This is a genomic window from Neisseria sp. 27098_8_158, assembly GCF_041433145.1.
Taxonomy (GTDB): domain Bacteria; phylum Pseudomonadota; class Gammaproteobacteria; order Burkholderiales; family Neisseriaceae; genus Neisseria; species Neisseria subflava_E.
On record NZ_JAPWAZ010000001.1, the window covers coordinates 300,136 to 321,503 of the forward strand.

The window sequence follows — 21,368 nt, forward strand, 5'->3', positions numbered from 1 at the left end:
ATTAACGTAATTCTGTGTGCAGGCGGCTCAACAATGTGGAGGCATCGCTGCCTTTGTATGGGCTGCCGTCTTTGTTCAACAGATGGAGGCGTGCGCCATTGTTGATAGGCTCAACATACACGATGATTTCAGGATACGTTTTTGGTGCTTCTGCTTTGCCTTTGCCAAATACGCGTTTGAACAGGCCTGGTTTTTTATTGGCAACTGCTTCGCCTTCGGTTGGCGCTTGTTGAACCAAGAAGGCGCGGCGTTCGGCATTTTGACCGATAACAGTCAGGCCGATGCGGTCAAGCGCAAGGGCGGTACGGCGCCAGTTGCGGCCGTAATCGCCTGCCAGCAACAGAGTGCCATTGTCCACACGGGCTAACTCAGAAGCATTGCTGCGGGCGGCAACGCTTTGGGTCAGAGCCTGTTCGGCTTGTTGGCCGTCAACGCCCAAGTATTGCATAAAGCGGGCGAGGAATGCGGCTTCGAGGTTAGGGTCGCTCTCGCTTGGCTGCCACATAGTAGTGTCTTTTTTGCGGTCGGCATAAACTTCTTTCATGCCTTTGTGGGCGAAGAAGATGTCGGTCGAACCGTTTTTGCCTTGTTCGATGCGGATGATGAACTTGTCGCGTTCGCTGGTAGAGTAGATGCCGCCCAAGCCGACTTTGTCCAACAGACGGCGCAGGCTGTCTTGAGGGATTTTGGCTCGGTTTTCAGCCCACTCGGTTTCCATTTGGCCGATGGCCGGTTCTTCGGATTTGATGTCGAAACCGTTTTCTTGCCAGAATACTTTCAACAACGGCCAAATTTCGCGAGGCGATTTGCCATCGACAACCAACCAGCGCTGGTTGCCGTCACGCTCAAGGCGTACGCCTTTAACGGATTTCAAAACTTCTGCATTGGCAGGTTGTTGTACGGCCTGAGTGCGGCGTTTGTTGAAGTCGCTAGCGCGGACGGCACCGCTGCCTGCCGGTAATTGATAGAGGTTGCCTTGGTCTGGGTTGTTCAAATCAGGTGGTACTTCCAGTTTGACCAAGCGGTGTGATTGACTCTGATAGTCGAGTTTGGGTTGTTCTTTTTTGCTGCCGGAACAGGCAGTCATGCTAATCAGGGCGAGGGCTACTATGATGGGTTTGATATAGGTCATCTTGTTTTCCTGTGGATGAAGTTCTTAACAGGGAAGCCGTCTGAAAAGGGTGTTTGGAATTCAGACGGCCTTATTTCCGGATCAGATTTGTCCTGATTTTTCCAGAGCGGCTCGGACTTTGGCTTGACCGGCTTCGGTCAGTGCTACCAAAGGCAGACGAACATGGGGTTCGCATTTGCCCAATAAGCTCAGGCCCCATTTGGGCGCGGCCGGGCTGGGCTCGCAGAACATGGTGTTATAAATTGGGATAAGTTGCTCGTTTAGACGACGGGCGGTCGCAATATCGCCCTCAAGGGCGGCTCGGCACATGTCGGCAAAGAGTTTCGGTGCAACGTTGGCTGCGACGGTTACCACGCCATGACCACCACACAGCATAAAAGGCAGGCCGGTAGGGTCATCACCGGATAAAACGGCAAAACTTTCAGGAACGCTGTTGATCAATTCGATGTTGTTGCCGATATTGCCGCTGGCTTCTTTCACGCCGACGATATTCGGAATCTCGGCCAAACGCAAAATAGTGTCGTTGCTCATGCTGACGACGGTACGGCCGGGAACATTATAGATAATCATCGGAATCGAAGTGGCTTCGGCGATGGCTTTGAAATGTTGGTAAATGCCTTCTTGCGAAGGTTTGTTGTAGTAGGGAACAACAGATAAGGTGTAGTCCGCACCGGCTTGCTCGGCGGCTTTGGAAAGGGCGATGGCTTCGACAGTATTGTTGGCGCCTGTACCGGCGATAACGGGAATGCGCTTGTTGACGTGTTTGACGGTGGCTTCAATAACGGCCAAATGTTCTTCGACAGGCAGAGTGGCTGACTCGCCGGTGGTGCCGACTGCGACGATGCCGTCGGTGCCGTTTTCAATGTGCCAGTCGATTAAGTCATGAAGTTGTTCGTAGTTGATGCTGCCGTCTTGATTCATCGGGGTAATCAGGGCAACCAGACTGCCTTTTAACATACGGAAACCTTTAATTTTATAGTGTAGGTGGATTATTCATCGGATTGTAGCTTACTTTGTTGTTTGTGTGAAACATATCCGCTATGAGGCTTTGCTGTTTAATGGTGACTTGTCATTATCTTAATGAATAATACATTTTTAAATCATTGGTTTGTTTGTTTTTAGGTAGAAAAATGATGTCAAGAATTAAAATGTGTTAAGGCGGTTTGAGGCCGTCTGAAAACGGCTGGGCGGAACTTTCAGACGGCCTGATGGTTTTGAATTTGCTGATACATTTCAAATTGGTTAAAATACGCATCTTAATATTTTTTAACGATTCTTGAGAGAAGGTTCAACATGGCCGGAATGACTGAAAAACAGGCGGAATCGCTTGATTTGGTTTATGGTTTGGAAGACAAGCCGCCGTTTGGGAATGCGTTGTTGAGTGCGGTTACGCACCTTCTGGCGATTTTTGTTCCGATGATTACTCCGGCACTGATTGTCGGCGGGGCGTTGGAGCTGCCGGTTGAAATGACGGCTTATTTGGTGTCGATGGCGATGGTGGCTTCCGGTGTCGGTACTTATTTGCAGGTCAACCGTTTCGGGCCGGTCGGTTCGGGTATGTTATCGATTCAGTCGGTTAACTTCTCTTTTGTTACCGTGATGATTGCACTCGGTACCGGTATGAAAGAGGGCGGCTTGACTGAAGATGTGATGATTTCAACGCTTTTGGGCGTGTCCTTTGTCGGCGCGTTTTTGGTGTGCTTCTCCGCTTGGCTTTTGCCGTATTTGAAAAAAGTGATTACACCGACTGTAAGCGGCGTGGTCGTCATGTTGATCGGCTTGAGCTTGGTGCATGTGGGCATTACCGATTTCGGCGGCGGCTTCGGTGCGAAAGCAGACGGTACGTTCGGCTCGATGGAAAACTTGGGTTTGGCATCGCTGGTGTTGCTGATTGTATTGGTTTTCAACTGCTTGAAAAATCCATTGCTGCGTATGAGCGGCATCGCGGTGGGTTTGATTGTTGGTTATATTGTTGCGCTGTTTTTGGGTAAAGTAGATTTTTCCGCCCTGCAAAACCTGCCGCTGATTACCCTGCCTGTTCCGTTTAAATATGGTTTCGCATTTGATTGGCACGCGTTTATCGTTGCCGGTGCGATTTTCTTGTTGAGCGTATTTGAGGCAGTGGGCGATTTGACGGCGACAGCAATGGTCTCCGAGCAGCCGATTGAGGGTGAAGAATATACCAAACGTCTGCGCGGCGGCGTATTGGCGGATGGTTTGGTGTCTGTGATTGCGACTGCACTGGGTTCTTTGCCTTTGACCACGTTTGCGCAAAATAACGGCGTGATTCAAATGACCGGTGTGGCTTCGCGTCATGTAGGCAAATATATTGCGGCAATTTTGGTATTATTGGGCTTGTTCCCCGTTATCGGCCGCGCGTTTACCACGATTCCGAGTCCGGTTTTGGGTGGCGCGATGGTGTTGATGTTTGGCCTGATTGCGATTGCCGGTGTGCGGATTCTGGTCAGCCACGGTATTCGCCGTCGTGAAGCAGTTATTGCGGCGACTTCTGTCGGTTTGGGTTTGGGCGTGGCATTTGAGCCGGAAGTGTTCAAAAACCTGCCTGTATTGTTCCAAAACTCAATTTCCGCAGGCGGTATTATGGCGGTATTGTTGAACTTGGTTTTGCCGGAGGATAAAACCGATAAAGCGGTTAAGGTTGAAACCGATAGTTTGGATCACTAAGCAAGCTTTATTCAAAGGCCGTCTGAAGTTTCAGACGGCCTTTTGGTTTTTCGGCTATAATATTGTTTTTATTTGTTATCCGAGTGGTTCGGATAGCTCTACCCGGAAAGGTTTTATATGACGGTTTATTCACTTTTTATCACTTGTCCTCGCGGTTTGGAAGCGCCTTTGACGCAGGAACTCGAAAGCATGGCATGCCAGGATATCCGCGCTGTTGATGGCGGTGTGGCATGTAAAGGCACGATGGAGCAGGTGTACCGCATCAACCTGCATTCGCGCGTTGCCAGCCGTGTTTTGCTGCGTTTGACCAAAGGCGGTTATCGCAACGAACACGATATCTATAAACTGGCACGAAATCTGCATTGGACAGGTTGGTTTAAGCTGGAGCAGACCTTTAAAGTCAAAGTTGAAGGCAAACGCGCCAATGTGAAAAGCTTGGATTTTGTCGGTTTGAAGATCAAAGATGCCGTCTGCGATGCCTTCCGCGATATTTATGATGCGCGTCCGAGCGTGGGCAAAATCAATCCTGATATCCGCATCCATGCCTTTATCGATGAACGCAATGTGGAAATCTTTATCGATACTTCCGGCGAAGCACTCTTCAAACGCGGCTATCGTCAGGATACCGGCGAAGCCCCATTGAGGGAAAACTTGGCGGCAGGTTTGCTGCTTTTGGCAGGCTATGACGGTACGCAGCCTTTCCAAGACCCGTTTTGCGGTAGCGGTACGATTGCCATTGAGGCTGCATGGATTGCGACACACCGTGCGCCGGGTTTGATGCGCCGTTTCGGTTTTGAAAAACTGCAAAACTTCGACAAAGAAAAATGGCAAGCCCTGCGCCGTGAAGCTGAAAAACAAATCAAACCGGCAGCCGCGCCAATTTCCGGCAGCGACAACGACCGTTATATGATCCGCGCCGCATTGGCCAATGCTCAAGCCGCCGAAGTGGATAATTTCCTCCGTTTTGATGTGCAAGATGCGCAAGACGCTCGACCAAACGGCGAACACGGCATTATGATTTCCAATCCGCCTTATGGCGTGCGCCTTGCCGAAATTCAGGCTTTACAGGCTCTTTATCCGCAACTGGGCACATGGTTGAAACAGCACTACGCAGGCTGGCTGGCTGGGATGTTTACCGGCGATCGCGATATGCCGAAATTTATGCGCCTTTCTCCGAAGCGTAAAATTCCGCTGTTTAATGGTAACTTGGATTGCCGATTGTTTTTGATGGATATGGTTAAAGGCTCGAATCGGGGCTAAAACCTGAAATTGAGGCTGTCTGAAAGATGATTTCAGACGGCCTTTTTTGATTTGTTAAAACTGTCTTTGTTATAACGGAGTTTGCTTTTCTTTTTTTAATTACAGGCTGTCTGAATCGTGTTCAGACGGCCTTTTTATTGGCTTAAAACTACTATTTTATAGTAATAGACAATCAGATAAATAATAAAAATCTATTGTATGGGTAAAATACATTGTTAAATAAAAATACCATATCTAGTAGTCTTGTGTTTTAATTTGCACCATATATTGTGTTTTATAGTATTGCAATGAGTAGCTTGAAATTTACAGTTGAACAAATTGTCTGGCAGGAAGTGCCGGGTGAAGTGTCGCTGGCGTTTCTGTTTTCCGGTTGTCCGTTGCGTTGCAAAGGTTGCCACAGTGCCGATACATGGAAAGAGGGTATTGGCACGGAATTGACCGAGGATTATTTAAAAGGCCGTCTGAAACGCTATCGCGGGCTAATTAGCTGCGTGTTGTTTATGGGCGGGGAATGGCAACCGAAAGCCTTACAGAAAATGCTGGCTATTGTTGCTCAGGAAGGTTTGAAAGCCTGTTTGTACACTGGCTTGGATCGCGAGGAGCTGGAGACGGTTTCAGACGGCATCCTGCCTTATCTGACGTATCTGAAAACCGGCCGTTGGCAGATGGAGCTGGGCGGTTTGGACAGCCCGACCACCAATCAGAAGTTTATCGATTTGCGTACGGGCGAGGTGTTGAACCGCTTGTTTGTCAAAGACAAACCCGCGCCCAAAGTTTTTCCAGTGGCTTCAATTTAGCTCAATGCTGTATTGCACTGATTTAAATTGAATTTATTGTATTCGCTGACAGCGATGTTTCAGACGGCCTGACCGTCATTACTTGATAAATCAACCAAACCATACAGGAGAATTAACATGATTCGGCTGCATCCCGAACAGTTAAACGGAAAACTACAATTCATGCGCGACTACATCAGCGCGCAAAACGCGGCGGACGGCTCGAAAATGGATGCCAATGCCAACGTAACGCAAAAAAACATCGCCACGATGGAAGCGGAAATCATGAAAGACTTTTTCGTGCAGATTAACCGTGCCCAAGTGTCGCGCAAAATCGCCGAAATTTTCGACCAATCCGTCGCCGACGAATACATCCGGCAGATTGAGGCACATGAGATTTATGTGCATGACGAAACCAGCCTCAAGCCTTACTGTGTGTCGGTTACGCTGTATCCTTTCCTGCTCGACGGCTTAAGCAAACTCGGCGGCGAATCTAAGGCGCCGCAGCATCTGGCTTCGTTTTGCGGCTCGTTTATCAACCTTGTGTTTGCCATCAGCGCGCAGTTTGCCGGCGCGGTGGCGACGGTGGAATTTCTGACTTATTTCGACTACTTCGCCCGTAAAGACTACGGCGACAATTATTTGGAAACCCACGGCAAAGAAATCGCCAACCACATGCAGCAGGTGGTGTACAGCATCAACCAGCCCGCCGCCGCGCGAGGCTATCAGAGCGTATTCTGGAATATTTCCGTTTACGATCAATACTATTTCGACGCGATGTTCGGCGATTTCGTCTTCCCCGATTTCAGCAAACCGGTGTGGGCGAGCGTGGCGAAGCTGCAAAACTTCTTCCTCAAATGGTTCAATCAGGAGCGCACCAAAGCCGTTTTGACTTTCCCTGTCGTGACCGCCGCGATGCTGACCGATGGCGGCAAATGCAAAGACACCGTGTTCGCCGACGAAATGGCGAAAGAATTGGCGGAAGGAAATTCCTTCTTCGTTTATCTTTCCGACAACCCCGATTCGTTGGCTTCCTGCTGCCGTCTGCGCAACGCCATTGAAGACCGCACTTTTAGCTATACCCTCGGCGCAGGCGGCGTGGCGACCGGTTCCATCAACGTCATCACCATCAACATGAACCGGTTGGAACAAGACGGGCGCGACCTTGCCGCCGAAGTGGCCAAAATCCACAAATACCAATACGCCTACCGCAAACTGATGGAAGAATACCAAGCTGCCGGCATGCTGCCCGTTTACGATGCAGGCTTCATCACGCTGGACAAACAGTTCCTCACCATCGGCATCAACGGCATGGCGGAAGCAGCCGAATCGCAAGGCATCAAAGTCGGCTACAACGACGACTACATCAACTTCGTCCAAGGCCGTCTGAAAACCATATTTGAAGCCAACCAAGCCGCCAGCAAACACTACGGCGTGAAGTTCAACACTGAGTTTGTCCCTGCTGAAAACCTCGGCGTGAAAAACGCCAAATGGGACAAAGCCGACGGCTACAAAGTCAGCCGCGAATGCTACAACTCCTATTTCTACGTCGTCGAAGACGAAGAAATCAACGCGCTCGACAAATTCCTGCTGCACGGCAAAGAACTGGTGGACTGGCTCGACGGCGGCTCCGCGCTGCACCTAAACCTCGACGAAGCCTTGCCCGAATCCGGCTACCGCTCCCTCTTGGACATTGCTGCGCAAACCGGCTGCAACTACTTCTGCGTGAACGTGCGCATCACCATCTGCAACGAATGCGGCCATATTGACAAACGCACTCTGCACGCCTGTTCTGCCTGCGGCAGCCACGACATCGACTACGGCACCCGAGTGATCGGTTATCTGAAGCGCGTATCCGCCTTCTCAAGTGGACGACGCAAAGAGCATGCGCTCAGACATTATCACCGTAAAGCGGCGTAATCATTGAAAAAAGGATTACTTAAAAAAGTAAAGGCCGTCTGAAATTTCAGACGGCCTTTAGTATGTTTAGATAGGCTGACTCTTTCAACTTCATGATTTTAATTAAATTAAACAACAATGCTTGATACTTTAATATTTTGAAGTTCCGTGTGATTCGCAGGTAGGGTGTGTGGCGCAGCCACGCACGCAGTGGGTTGAGTATGCAGGCTACGGCTTATTATTAAATTTTGATTCAAGAAATAATTTTAATGATAAAGGAATGCTGCAATGATTACTAAGAATAGAAATGATATTTTTTGTTTGAATAATTGTGGATGTATTGTTCCTTTTCTGAAATGGAGTTACCCCATGTTCTCTAGCAAAGACTAAGAAATCTAAGAATTTAGTTAAGAATTGTATATGATATTTTCCTCGCCACTCAGTATATTTGTTTAAATTACTAAAATTTTGTCTAAATTTTGAATTTTTAATTCTATAATGTTCATTGTTGTTATTCAATATTTTGAATTTATTGAATATTTCTATATCTTGATTAATTTTTTTTGATATAATAAATTGTGAGTTATTTTTAAAGTCTATAAATTCTTTCAAATCACATAAGGTACATGAAATTTTCTCATGGCGACAAATAAAAATTATTTCTTGCACCCTGTGTGTAAGCGTAAGATAGTTTTCGAAACAATCCGTAAATATTTTTTTAATATCTAATAATACGTCATTATCTTCTTCAGATAATAAATTTAAGCCAAAGGTTTGTTGGATTAATGAACTAATAACATTCCATTCACAACAATAATTTTCTATAGAATATCTATCAGTGATGTATATGTCTAATTTTTTTACATTAATTCTTGGCTTTATAAAATCTTTATCTATAAAATAAAGAATATGGTCATTTTTTGTAGTAGGATTTTTATGTTGGATTTCACGAAAAGATATTACATTATCTCTCCCTTCTACAAATGCATGAAAAAAATCATTCTCAGTGAAGTGGTATTGTTTTATAAATGGAAGGTAGAACGAGGGGCACTCTTGCCCTTCAAATATAAAACTAATTTTTTTAGATGTTCTTTTTGTCAAATATTTAGCAAAATAAGCAACTGCCTTAGTCCTACTATTCCGTACTGTATCAATTCTATTATTCATCTTAAATACCATTTATTTGCCATTTATTTTAATTTCAATAGTAGTTGCATTAGCATCAAACTCATTATCGAATATAAATGGAGAATGGGTAATAGCAATAATTTGATTACAGGAATTCTGCTTTAACATATCAGGCAATAATCTTTGCTGCCATTCTAATGATAATGATAACTCCGGTTCATCAATAAGAATTAGAAATTTTTTATCTAAATTTAAAATTAATTTTGAAAAAATACTGATAATTTGTTTTTCACCAGAACTCAGAGAACCTAATTGAATAGGTTCTTCTAAGTGAGTATTGAATACATCCACAGTTAGTTTTGTTTTATCAAATCTAATTAATTTATCATTAAAATCACTCATTCTAAAATAGTCATTTATTAGATTAACAAAGTTCTCAATTGCATTTTCTTGGTCTTTAGATTTCTTATAACTATCAATTAATTTGATAAATAGATAAATAAGAGGGTTATTATGTTTATTATTATCTATAGCATCTAAGATTTGTTTTATTTTGTCATCAGTATAATTTCCTAGCCTTTCAAGCATAAGCTTGATAGTTTTTTTATCCTCATCAGTAATTTCAACTATTTCAGGACGATCATCTAATAATGTATCAATAATATTGTTGCTGAGAGATTGATATGATTGTAATAAATCTTTTTTTATAGAGTTAGTAAGAATATTTAATTGCTTTTCCACATCTGACAAGCCAAAATTAATTAGTTGGTCATTATCTTCTATAAATCTTCTTTTACGAATATTATTAAAATAATTAATGGATTCAAAATCATCTAAGGTATTGTTAAATTGTAAATCTTCTTCGGTTGCTTCAATCCGTCGATAGGTAGTAAGTAATAATATATCGATATCAGTAAATCGCTCACTAATCTTCTTTCGAATGTTACTGATATATTCATTTTGTATCATTTGATCAAATATATTTGCTAATTTTTCATATAGTTCATCATCACTCCATGGGGTATTCATGTATAAAAATTTAAAGAAATCATCCTCTTTAATTAATTGGGATTGCTTTGAAAAATATAAAACAGCTAATTTATCGATGTTTTTCGATATATTAATATCTTCTGGTGGAAACCTTAAATTCCGTCGGATTAAACGATCTTTTAATTTAGGCTCAATAGTTAATGCTTGCTGCTTATTAAAATTAATAATTTCACCATCTTCGAATTGTAACTCAAGTTCAGTAAATGGAAGTGGTAAGAGTTTTGAGAATTGACCTGAGATAAAGTAATATAAACTCATTAGAATAGTAGTTTTACCAAACCCATTTTCAGCAAGAATAACTGTTACATCCTCATGAAAATTGATCAGAAAGTCTTTGTATCCATGAACATTTTTTAATTTAAATTGATTTAATATAGATGATTGTTTATTCATTGTAGTTTCCTAAAATTTTTCTAAGATTGTTTTTAGATATTTAGCGGTATAACTAACCTCTGTTTGAGATATTATTTCTTCTGGACTACCTTCCGCAATAACTCTCCCTCCACCATCACCGCCTTCCGGTCCTAAATCCACAATATAATCAGCCGTTTTTATAACGTCAAGATTATGCTCGATAATCACTATCGAGTTGCCTTTGCCTTTCAGACGGCCGATGACTTCCAGCAACAGGGCGATGTCGGCGAAGTGCAGGCCGGTGGTGGGTTCGTCGAGGATGTAGAGCGTTCTGCCGGTGTCGCGTTTGGAGAGTTCGAGGGCAAGTTTGACGCGTTGGGCTTCGCCGCCGGAGAGGGTAGTGGCGGACTGGCCGAGGCGGATGTAGCCTAGGCCTACGTCCATCAGGGTTTGCAGTTTGCGCGATACGGTGGGGACGGCGTCGAAAAATTCGCGGGCTTCTTCGACGGTCATGTCGAGGACTTGGCTGATGTTTTTGCCTTTGTATTGGATTTCGAGGGTTTCACGGTTGTAGCGTTTGCCGTGGCAGACTTCGCAGGGGACGTACACGTCGGGCAGGAAGTGCATTTCGACTTTAATCACGCCGTCGCCTTGGCAGGCTTCGCAGCGGCCGCCTTTGACGTTGAAGGAAAATCTGCCGACGCTGTAGCCGCGTTCGCGCGAGAGGGGCACGCCGGCGAAGAGTTCGCGAATGGGGGTGAACAGGCCGGTGTAGGTGGCGGGGTTGGAGCGCGGGGTGCGGCCGATGGGGGATTGGTCGACGTTGATGACTTTGTCGAGGTGTTCGAGGCCTTGGATGTCGTCGTATGGGGCGGGTTCTTCTTGGGCGCGGTTGAGTTCGCGGGCGGTGATTTTGGCGAGGGTGTCGTTAATCAGGGTGGATTTGCCGCTGCCGGATACGCCGGTGATGCAGGTAATCAAACCGAGCGGCAATTCGAGGGTAACGTTTTTAAGGTTGTTGCCACGCGCGCCTTTGAGGACGAGCATTCGGTCGGGATTGACGGGCGTGCGTTCTGACGGCACGGCAATGGATCTTTTGCCGCTGAGGTATTGTCCGGTAACGGAGTTTTCGCATTTGGCGACGTTTTCGGGGGTGTCGGCAATCAGTACGTTGCCGCCATGTTCGCCTGCGCCGGGGCCCATATCGACGACGAAATCGGCTTCGCGGATAGCGTCTTCGTCGTGTTCGACCACAATCACGCTGTTGCCCAAATCGCGCAGGCGTTTGAGGGTGGCGAGCAGGCGGTCGTTATCGCGCTGGTGCAGGCCGATGGAGGGTTCGTCCAACACATACATTACGCCAGTCAGACCACTGCCGATTTGGCTGGCGAGGCGGATGCGCTGGGCTTCGCCGCCGGAAAGGGTTTCGGCGGAGCGGCTTAAATTCAGGTAATCCAGCCCGACGTTAATCAGGAAGCCGAGGCGTTCGGTGATTTCTTTAAGGATTTTTTCGGCGATTTGTTTTTTGTTGCCGTCCAAATCCAGCGTTTCAAAAAATTGGTGGGTTTTGGTCAGCGGCCAGGCGGAGATTTCGTGCAACGGCTCGCCACTGACGTAAACGTATCGCGCTTCTTTACGCAAACGTGCGCCGCCGCAGCTTGGGCAGGCGCGGTGGTTTTGGTATTCGCGCAGTTTTTCGCGCACGGTTTCGCTGTCGGTTTCGCGGTAGCGGCGTTCGAGATTGGGGATGATGCCTTCAAAGGCATGACTGCGGTTGAAGGTGGTGCCGCGTTCGGACAGGTAGGTGAAGTCGATGACTTCTTTGCCCGAACCGTGCAAGACAACTTTTTTGACTTTTTCAGGCAGTGTTTCCCATGCTGCATCCGCATCAAACTCATAATGGCGTGCTAACGACTGAATCATTTGGAAATAGAATTGGTTGCGCTTATCCCAGCCGTCAATCGCGCCTGCGGCTAAGGATAATTCGGGATGGGCAACCACTTTTTCGGGATCGAAGAAGTTAGTGTTGCCCAAACCGTCGCAAGTCGGGCAGGACCCCATCGGGTTGTTGAAGGAAAACAGGCGCGGCTCTAATTCGGGCAGGCTGTACGAACACACGGGGCAGGCAAAACGCGCGGAGAACCAATGCTCTTCGCCGCTGTCCATTTCCATCGCCAGTGCGCGTTCGTTGCCGTGGCGCAATGCGGTTTCAAAACTTTCCGCCAGCCGCTGCTTGATGTCCGCCTTCACTTTCACGCGGTCGATGACGACGTCAATGTTGTGCTTGATGTTTTTTTCCAGCTTCGGTACTTCGTCAAGCTGATAGACTTCGCCGTCCACGCGTACACGCGCAAAACCCTGCGCCTGCAAGTCGGCAAAGAAATCGACAAACTCGCCCTTACGCTCGCGCACTGCCGGCGCCAAAATCATCACGCGCGTGTCTTCCGGCAGTTTCAATACGGCATCGACCATCTGTGATACGGTTTGACTGGATAGCGGCAGATTGTGTTCGGGGCAATACGGCGTGCCGACGCGTGCATACAAAAGACGCAGGTAATCGTGGATTTCTGTTACCGTGCCGACGGTGGAGCGCGGATTGTGACTGGTGGATTTTTGCTCGATGGAAATCGCGGGCGATAAGCCTTCAATTAAATCGACATCGGGTTTGTCCATCATCTGTAAAAACTGACGGGCATAGGCGGAAAGGCTCTCAACATAACGGCGTTGCCCTTCGGCATACAAAGTATCAAACGCCAGCGATGATTTACCGCTGCCTGACAATCCTGTTACCACCACGAGCTTGTGGCGCGGAATGTCTAAATCGACATTTTTCAAATTATGTGTACGCGCGCCGCGGATGCGGATGGTGTCATTATCGTGTGAATGTTTGGGATGATGATTGCACATATTGTCAGGCCGTCTGAAAAATAAAATAAACGGCTATTGTAGCACTTTTCAAATGACAGACTGGATAGATAAAGCATTTGATATAAAAGAAACAAAGAGGCCGTCTGAAAATATGTTTTCAGACGGCTTTTGATATAGATGGATCAGCTTATCAGTCGATTTTGCGGAGAATTTCGCGCAGGGCTTTTTGCCAGTCGGACGGTTTGATACAGAATTCGGTCTCTAGACGTGAGCAATCCATAATGCTGTATGCCGGACGCGGAGTGGGCAGGGGGTATTGATCAGTGGTAATTGCGTTCAGTTCCGGAATGCGGAAGCTGTCGTCTAATTGGTGGGCCGTCTGAAAGATGGCTTTGGTAAATTCGTACCATGTTGCCGATTTGTTGCCACAGTAATGGAAGATGCCGCGTGGGGAAGTGGGCTGTTGCAATAAACTGATGATGGCATGAGCCAAGTCGCCTGCATAAGTCGGACAACCGGTTTGGTCGTGAACAATGGAGAGGGAGTCACGTTCTTTAGCAAGGCGCAGCATGGTCTTGACGAAATTGCTGCCGTATTCGCTAAACAGCCATGAAGTACGGACGATTGTACTTTCCGGATGCGCGGCTAAAGCCAAAAGCTCGCCTGCAACTTTGGATTGACCGTAAGTGCTGCGCGGATTGGTGTAGTCGGTTTCGCGGTAAGGGCGTTTGCCTTCGCCGTCGAATACATAATCAGTAGAAATATGGATAAAGCGGGCATGTGCAGCGCGAGCAGCTGCGGCAAGGTTGTGAACAGCGGTTGCGTTGACGGCAAAAGCAGCCTCTGCGTTTTCTTCTGCTTTATCGACGGCAGTGTAAGCTGCGGCATTAACGATGGCATCTGGTTGGAAGTTTTTAATCATATGATGCACGGCTTCGGTATCGGTAATGTCCAGCGAAGTAGAATCGGTAGCAATCAGTTCCCAATCTTCGGGCAGGCGGTCGCGCAGACAACGGGCAAGCTGGCCTTTGGCTCCGGTCAATAAAGTACGCATGGTTGAATATCTCCTCTGATAGCTGTTAAATAGGTGTTCGTGTCATTATAGTGTAAATAAGACAAATTCACATTATTGGCGTAGAACAAAATGCAGAGGTGGCTGCATTTGGGTAAATTGTCGATATTATCTATCCATAATAATAACCACTTATTGGTATTATGTTTGTTTACTATAACTAGAGTTAAAGTTCAGCTTTTAACAAGATAGATAAAGGATCTATGCTGTTTGAGAGAGTGTGAATCAATGTTAATGTTTTTATTGTTGCTAGGATAATGGAATTTAAAAACAGGCGAGACTCCGTCCTTTTATCGGCAAATTCTACCGTTTGATATTTTTGAGTAAATATTTTGAAAAATATTACTAAAATAATAATTGAGCAAGGGCGGATTTGCTCGTTCCGCTAGCTCAATATCTTTATTAACTATTTTGGGAGTAATTATTATGGCATACTGTTACGGGGGGTATTATACTAGACCCCTGGTTAGTTCTTACTGCGCTCCTGCGCCTAAGGCTTCCTACTCTTCTTACTACTGCGCTCCTGCAGCAAAATCTTCTGTTTCTATCGGCAGTATCGCTAGCATTGCCAGCGTCGGCGTGTCAGTAGTTAATGCGGTAACCGGTCTGGTTTCTGCTATTGCGGCTTTCTGCCCACCGGCAAAAACTCCTAACTACAAATGTGTTCCGGTTTGCCCACCTTACAACTGCGATCCAATCAAACCGATCCCATGTCCAAAACCACAACCTAAACCTCAGCCTAAGCCTCAACCAAAACCTGAGCCTAAGCCTGAGCCACAGCCAGAACCGCAACCAGAACCAAAACCACAACCAAAACCTGAGCCTAAGCCAGAACCAAAACCTGAGCCTAAACCAGAACCTAAGCCAGAGCCAAAACCTGAGCCTAAGCCAGAACCAAAACCTGAGCCTAAGCCAGAGCCAGACTGCAAAGACTGTGTTGACGACCATAACCAAAACAACTCATACGGTCACGAAGACAAAAACCCAGGTAATGTCATCCGAGCTGAAGACTGCAAAGACGGCAACGTTATCCGCGGTACTGATGCTAAAGATACCATTTATGGTACTGCTTGCGAAGACATCATCTACGGTGGTAACGGTACAGACGTAATCTACGCCGGTGCCGGTAACGACACCATTTACGGTGATGCCGACGGTGACTCTCTGTACGGTGAAGACGGTAAAGACTACCTGCAAGGTGGTGCCGGTAACGACTACCTGAACGGTGGTTCCGGCTCGGACATCATGCGCGGTGGCGACGGTAATGACGTTTACTTCGTTGACAATGCCAACGACCAAGTTATCGAGTACGGCAATGCACACGCCGGTATCGATACTGTTCGTACCGTTATTGACTACACACTGACCGATCACGTTGAAAACCTGATTTTGCAAGGTATGCAAAACCTGAACGGTACTGGTAACTCTTTGAACAACAACATCGAAGGTAACGGCGGCAACAACCATCTGTATGGTTTGGCCGGCGACGACTGCCTGGTTGGTAAAGACGGTAACGACTACCTCGACGGCGGTGTCGGCAACGACATCCTGATCGGTGGTACCGGTAACGATACTTACTTCTTCGACAAAGGTTACGGTCACGACACTATCCGTGAAGAAAGTGGTAATGACACCCTGTTGTTCGGTAAAGGCGTTGCAGCTTCCGACGTATTGCTGAGCAAATCTGGTGCTAACCTGACTGTTTCTGTCGGTACTAACGATAGCATCACCATCGATGACTGGTTCACCGGTAACGATCACAAAGTTGAAAACTTCAAGTTTGCTGACGGTAGCACTTACCAAGTAACCGGCCACGGCGACTACTACTCTCTGTCTGCTGTGAACCAAATCCAAGATCAGACTCAAGCTTCTGTAATCTGATAGGATGGTGATTTTCAGGGTTCTTCTCTGAAATCAACGGTTAAGGCCATCTGAAACCAAAATATAAGGTTTCAGACGGCCTTTATTTTGTAAACAATCTGACGAAAAATTCCAAATTGGGCTAAAATACTGCATTCTTCTGTCTACCAAAGAGATACCCAAAATGTCTGAAATCAGCTTGAAAAAAATCTACTCCGGCAAAGTACGCGATTTATACGAAATTGACGATAAGCGAATGTTGATGGTTGCTTCCGACCGCCTGTCTGCATTTGATGTGATTTTGGATGACCCGATTCCGGGTAAAGGGGAGATTCTGACGCAGATTTCCAATTTTTGGTTTAAAAAACTGGCTCATGTCATGCCTAACCACTTTACCGGCCATACGGTTTACGACGTTTTGCCTGAAAACGAAGCCAAAGTTTTAGAAAAACGCGCCGTTGTGGCTAAAAAACTCACTCCGGTGAAAGTAGAGGCTATTGTGCGCGGTTATCTGGCAGGCAGCGGTTGGAAAGATTATCAAAAAACAGGTTCTGTTTGCGGGATTCAACTACCTGAAGGTATGCAGGAAGCGCAACAACTGCCTGAAGTGATTTTTACGCCATCAACCAAAGCCGAGGTTGGCGATCATGATGAAAACATCAGCTTTGAAGAATGCGAACGCATTATCGGAAAAGAATTGGCGGCGGAAGTGCGCACCAAAGCGATTCAGCTGTATACAGAAGCGGCCGAATATGCCAAATCTCGCGGCATTATTATTTGCGATACCAAGTTTGAATTTGGTTTGGATGAAGAAGGTACGCTGACTTTGATGGACGAAGTATTAACGCCTGACTCCAGCCGTTTTTGGCCTGCAGACCAATACAAAGTCGGCACCAATCCGCCGTCTTTTGACAAACAATTTGTCCGCGATTGGCTGGAGCAAAGCGGTTGGAACAAAAAAGCGCCTGCGCCTAAAGTGCCTGCCGATGTGATTCAAAAAACAGTCGAAAAATATCAAGAAGCATTGACTTTGCTGACTCAGGATTGATTTTTAAGTTTGAAGGCCGTCTGAAAGAGATATGTTTCAGACGGCCTTTTTATTGTATAAATACTGGATTTTAAGGATGGTTGCCTTTATAATCGAGAGTTGTTTTCAGCGCCTTAAAGGCCGTCTGAAAGCTTGTTTATAACCTGCCGCACGGTCTGAAACCCTAACTATGCACATTCGGATTTTAGTGTGCATTATTAGTGTTTTAGCAGTGCGGTATTTTGAAAGGAACAATGATGTTCAATAAACACGTTAAGACCTTCCAATACGGTAATCAAACCGTTACTTTGGAAACCGGCGAAATCGCTCGCCAAGCCGCCGCTGCCGTTAAAGTATCCATGGGCGATACTGTTGTTTTGGTTGCCGTTACTACCAACAAAGAAGTGAAAGAAGGCCAAGACTTCTTCCCTCTGACTGTCGATTACCTCGAGCGTACTTACGCAGCAGGTAAAATCCCCGGCGGTTTCTTCAAACGCGAAGGCAAACAAAGCGAAAAAGAAATCCTGACCAGCCGTCTGATCGACCGTCCGATCCGCCCTCTGTTCCCTGAAGGTTTCTACCACGACATCCAAATCGTAGCGATGGTGGTGTCTGTTGATCCTGAAATTGATTCTGACATTCCTGCAATGCTGGGCGCGTCTGCTGCGCTGGTGTTGAGCGGCGTACCGTTTGCCGGTCCGATTGGTGCGGCACGCGTGGGTTATGTAAACGGCATGTACGTTTTGAACCCGACTAAAGCCGAATTGGCTAAATCACAATTGGACTTGGTTGTTGCCGGTACTTCTAAAGCCGTGTTGATGGTGGAATCCGAAGCCGATATCTTGTCTGAAGAAGTGATGTTGGGCGCAGTTGTTTACGGTCACGATCAAATGCAAGTGGCCATTAATGCCATCAATGAGTTTGCCGACGAAGTCAACCCGGAAGTTTGGGATTGGAAAGCTCCTGAAACCAATGAAGAATTGGTTGCAAAAGTACGCGAAATTGCCGGTGAAACCATTAAAGAAGCGTTCAAAATCCGTCAAAAACAAGCGCGTTCTGCCAAATTGGACGAAGCTTGGAATGCCGTGAAAGAAGCGTTGATTACCGAAGAAACCGACACTTTGGCAGCCAACGAAATCAAAGGCATTTTCAAACACTTGGAAGCCGATGTTGTCCGCAGCCAAATTTTGGACGGCCAACCGCGTATTGACGGTCGCGACACCCGCACCGTTCGTCCGTTGAACATTCAAACCGGTGTATTGCCGCGCACTCACGGTTCTGCACTGTTTACCCGTGGCGAAACCCAAGCTTTGGCGGTTGCCACTTTGGGTACTTCACGCGACGAGCAAATCATTGATGCGCTGTCCGGCGAATATACCGACCGCTTCATGCTGCACTACAACTTCCCTCCATACTCTACCGGTGAAGTAGGTCGCGTAGGTGCGCCAAAACGTCGTGAAATCGGTCACGGCCGCTTGGCTAAACGTGCGTTGTTGGCTGTATTGCCAGAACCTGAAGATTTCAGCTACACCATGCGCGTAGTTTCTGAAATTACCGAATCCAACGGCTCTTCCTCTATGGCCTCCGTCTGCGGTGGCTGCTTGAGCCTGTTGTCTGCCGGTGTGCCTTTGAAAGCACACGTTGCCGGTATCGCCATGGGTCTGATTTTGGACAACAACAAATTTGCCGTCCTGACCGACATCTTGGGCGACGAAGACCACTTGGGCGATATGGACTTTAAAGTAGCCGGTACAACCGAAGGTGTGACCGCGCTGCAAATGGACATCAAAATCCAAGGTATTACCAAAGAAATCATGCAAATTGCTTTGGCTCAAGCCAAAGAAGCACGTTTGCACATCTTGGATCAGATGAAAGCTGCCGTTGCAGGCCCGCAAGAGCTGTCTGCACACGCGCCACGCTTGTTCACCATGAAAATCAACCAAGACAAAATCCGTGATGTGATTGGTAAAGGCGGCGAAACTATTCGTTCGATTACTGCCGAAACCGGTACTGAAATCAATATCGCTGAAGACGGTACCATCACTATCGCTGCGACTACTCAAGAAGCAGGTGATGCAGCGAAAAAACGCATCGAAGAAATCACTGCCGAAGTGGAAGTGGGCAAAGTGTACGAAGGTACTGTGGTTAAAATCCTCGACAACAACGTTGGCGCGATTGTCAGCGTGATGCCGGGCAAAGACGGTTTGGTACACATCAGCCAAATCGCCCACGAGCGCGTACGCAATGTCAGCGACTACCTGCAAGTAGGTCAGGTTGTGAACGTGAAAGCATTGGAAGTGGACGATCGCGGCCGCGTACGTCTGTCTATCAAAGCTTTGCTGGAAGCGCCTGCTCGCGAAGAGAAAGCAGCCGAATAATCTGATTATTCAAGCTTGAAACAAAAGGCCGTCTGGAATTTTCAGACGGCCTTTTGTTTATTTAAAAGATGAGTTTAAAAAAACAGGTTTCGCCTTTACTTTGATAAAAGGGATTACTACAATGTTTGTAATTTAATAAATATATTCATTTCTCAAGGAGTATGCAATGAATGCTACGCAATTAATCAGTCGGCTGACGCAAACCGTCGGCGAAAAATATATCATCACAGACCCGGCAAAAACCGAACAATACCGTCAAGGCTACCGTTTTGGTGAGGGCAAGGCGCTGGCAGTTGTCCGTCCGGGTACGGTTTTGGAAATGTGGCAAATCTTGCAGGCGTGTGTTGAGGCTGATGTTATCGTGATTACGCAGGCCGCCAATACCGGCCTGACCGGCGGCTCGACTCCTGACGGCAATGATTACGACCGCGATATCGTGATTGTAAATACCATGCGTCTGAACATCATTCAGCCGATTAACAATAACGAACAGGTTGTCTGCCTGCCCGGTTCTACCCTGAATCAATTGGAGCTGCTGCTGAAACCTTTAGGCCGTGAGCCGCACTCTGTAATTGGTTCGTCCTGTATCGGCGCATCTGTATTGGGTGGCGTATGTAATAACTCCGGCGGTGCATTGGTACAGCGTGGTCCGGCTTATACGGAAATGGCCCTGTTTGCGCAAATCAACGAAGAGGGCAAGCTGGAGCTGGTCAACCATTTGGGCATTGATTTGGGCGAAACCCCTGAAGAAATTTTGACCAACTTGCAAGGTTTCCATTATCAGCGAAAAGACATTACGCAAGATGCCGGCAAAGGGCATGACCATGCATACTGCGATCATGTCCGCCAAGTGAATGAACCGACTGCCGCCCGTTTTAATGCCGACCCTGCACGCCATTACGAGGCTTCAGGCTGCGCGGGCAAGCTGATGGTATTTGCCGTGCGTCTGGATACGTTCCCTCAAGAAAAGCAAACTGCCGTGTTCTATATCGGCACCAATGATATTAATGAGCTGACCGATATTCGTCGTGCCGCTTTGAGCGAGTTTAAAAACCTGCCTATTTCCGGAGAGTATATCCATCGTCATGCTTTTGATATTGCTGCCGTTTATGGTAAAGATACGTTTTATATCATTAAGACGTTCGGTGCCCACCAACTTCCGAAACTGTTTGATCTGAAAGCCCGTGTGGATAGATTCAGCAAAAAGATAAGTTTCTTACCAAAACACTTCTCTGATAAATTCATGCAACTGATCAGTAAAATTTTGCCTGATCACTTGCCGAAATCTATGCGCAACTATCGGGATAAATATGAACATCACCTAATTTTAAAAATGGGTGGCGAGGGCGTAGAAGAAGCGCGTGCTTTCTTGAAGGAATATTTTGCAACTCATGGCGGCGCATTCTTCGAATGTAATGCCGAAGAAACGCAGGCGGCCATGCTGCATCGCTTTGCTGTGGCTTCTGCCGCGATCCGCTATCGTTCTGTACATGATGATGAAGTAGAGGATTTGGTTGCACTCGATATCGCCTTGCGCCGTGATGATCGTGATTGGTTTGAAACACTGCCGCCTGAAATCGACAATAAAATCATCCATAAATTGTATTACGGACATTTTATGTGTCATGTGTTCCATCAGGACTACATCATTAAAAAAGGCAACGACTGCATGGCTTTGGAACATGAAATGCTCCATCTGCTTGACCAACGCGGCGCGCAATATCCTGCCGAGCACAACGTCGGTCATCTGTATGAAGCCAAGCCTGAACTGAAACAGTTCTATAAAAAACTTGACCCGACCAACAGCTTCAACCCCGGTATCGGTAAAACCAGTAAGAAGAAAAACTGGGCAGAATAAAGCATAGTTAATAAAGGCCGT

At 46.7% G+C, this 21,368-nt stretch carries 14 protein-coding genes; 8 read left to right on the forward strand and 6 right to left on the reverse strand.

Annotated features, from left to right (window positions below; all coding sequences use genetic code 11):
* Position 1: 1 nt before the first annotated feature.
* Together bamC and dapA are read right to left on the reverse strand one after the other, a co-directional pair.
* Positions 2-1,132 carry an outer membrane protein assembly factor BamC gene (gene bamC / locus O3681_RS01520; protein WP_049344777.1) on the reverse strand — a complete coding sequence of 377 codons (1,131 nt, stop codon included), beginning with the start codon at positions 1,130-1,132 and terminating at the stop codon, positions 2-4.
* Positions 1,133-1,213: 81 nt separating this feature from the next.
* Positions 1,214-2,089, reverse strand: coding sequence for a 4-hydroxy-tetrahydrodipicolinate synthase (gene dapA, locus O3681_RS01525; RefSeq protein ID WP_049344778.1), 876 nt, complete (start codon positions 2,087-2,089; stop codon positions 1,214-1,216).
* 336 nt (positions 2,090-2,425) lie between these two features.
* On the opposite strand from dapA, the gene O3681_RS01530 reads away from it, so the two are divergent.
* From O3681_RS01530 to nrdD, 4 genes are all read left to right on the forward strand, one after another.
* Positions 2,426-3,817, forward strand: a complete 1,392-nt coding sequence (locus O3681_RS01530) for a nucleobase:cation symporter-2 family protein (protein WP_036490659.1) — start codon at positions 2,426-2,428, stop codon at positions 3,815-3,817.
* A gap of 117 nt (positions 3,818-3,934) precedes the next feature.
* A complete protein-coding gene (locus O3681_RS01535; protein WP_219088630.1) occupies positions 3,935-5,077 on the forward strand; it encodes a class I SAM-dependent RNA methyltransferase in 1,143 nt (380 codons plus the stop codon).
* Positions 5,078-5,364: 287 nt separating this feature from the next.
* Positions 5,365-5,874: an anaerobic ribonucleoside-triphosphate reductase activating protein gene (nrdG, locus tag O3681_RS01540; protein ID WP_219088627.1), complete on the forward strand. Its 510-nt coding sequence runs from the start codon at positions 5,365-5,367 to the stop codon at positions 5,872-5,874.
* Positions 5,875-5,991: 117 nt separating this feature from the next.
* The gene (gene nrdD / locus O3681_RS01545; protein WP_371459114.1) at positions 5,992-7,773 is read left to right on the forward strand and encodes an anaerobic ribonucleoside-triphosphate reductase; all 1,782 of its coding nucleotides are present in this window, start codon (positions 5,992-5,994) and stop codon (positions 7,771-7,773) included.
* 207 nt (positions 7,774-7,980) lie between these two features.
* Here the strand turns inward: nrdD and O3681_RS01550 are convergent, their stop codons facing one another.
* The 4 genes from O3681_RS01550 to rfbD all read right to left on the reverse strand — a co-directional run bounded on the left by O3681_RS01550 (position 7,981) and on the right by rfbD (position 14,206).
* A complete protein-coding gene (locus O3681_RS01550; protein ID WP_371459115.1) occupies positions 7,981-8,919 on the reverse strand; it encodes a DUF4435 domain-containing protein in 939 nt (312 codons plus the stop codon).
* Between the two features lie 12 nt (positions 8,920-8,931).
* Positions 8,932-10,323, reverse strand: a complete 1,392-nt coding sequence (locus O3681_RS01555) for an AAA family ATPase (RefSeq protein WP_371459116.1) — start codon at positions 10,321-10,323, stop codon at positions 8,932-8,934.
* 9 nt (positions 10,324-10,332) lie between these two features.
* Positions 10,333-13,191, reverse strand: a complete 2,859-nt coding sequence (uvrA, locus tag O3681_RS01560) for an excinuclease ABC subunit UvrA (RefSeq protein ID WP_371459117.1) — start codon at positions 13,189-13,191, stop codon at positions 10,333-10,335.
* Positions 13,192-13,342: 151 nt separating this feature from the next.
* Positions 13,343-14,206: a dTDP-4-dehydrorhamnose reductase gene (gene rfbD, locus O3681_RS01565; protein WP_371459118.1), complete on the reverse strand. Its 864-nt coding sequence runs from the start codon at positions 14,204-14,206 to the stop codon at positions 13,343-13,345.
* Between the two features lie 444 nt (positions 14,207-14,650).
* Between rfbD and O3681_RS01570 the strand changes: the two genes are divergently transcribed.
* From O3681_RS01570 to dld, 4 genes are all read left to right on the forward strand, one after another.
* Positions 14,651-16,105 (forward strand): calcium-binding protein, encoded by a 1,455-nt coding sequence (locus O3681_RS01570; RefSeq protein WP_371459119.1) that lies wholly within the window; start codon positions 14,651-14,653, stop codon positions 16,103-16,105.
* A 163-nt stretch (positions 16,106-16,268) separates the two neighbouring features.
* Positions 16,269-17,132 (forward strand): phosphoribosylaminoimidazolesuccinocarboxamide synthase, encoded by an 864-nt coding sequence (locus tag O3681_RS01575; protein WP_107723167.1) that lies wholly within the window; start codon positions 16,269-16,271, stop codon positions 17,130-17,132.
* Positions 17,133-17,365: 233 nt separating this feature from the next.
* Positions 17,366-19,489, forward strand: a complete 2,124-nt coding sequence (gene pnp, locus O3681_RS01580; RefSeq protein WP_371459120.1) for a polyribonucleotide nucleotidyltransferase — start codon at positions 17,366-17,368, stop codon at positions 19,487-19,489.
* Positions 19,490-19,655: 166 nt separating this feature from the next.
* Positions 19,656-21,347 carry a D-lactate dehydrogenase gene (gene dld, locus O3681_RS01585; protein ID WP_371459121.1) on the forward strand — a complete coding sequence of 564 codons (1,692 nt, stop codon included), beginning with the start codon at positions 19,656-19,658 and terminating at the stop codon, positions 21,345-21,347.
* Positions 21,348-21,368: the final 21 nt, after the last annotated feature.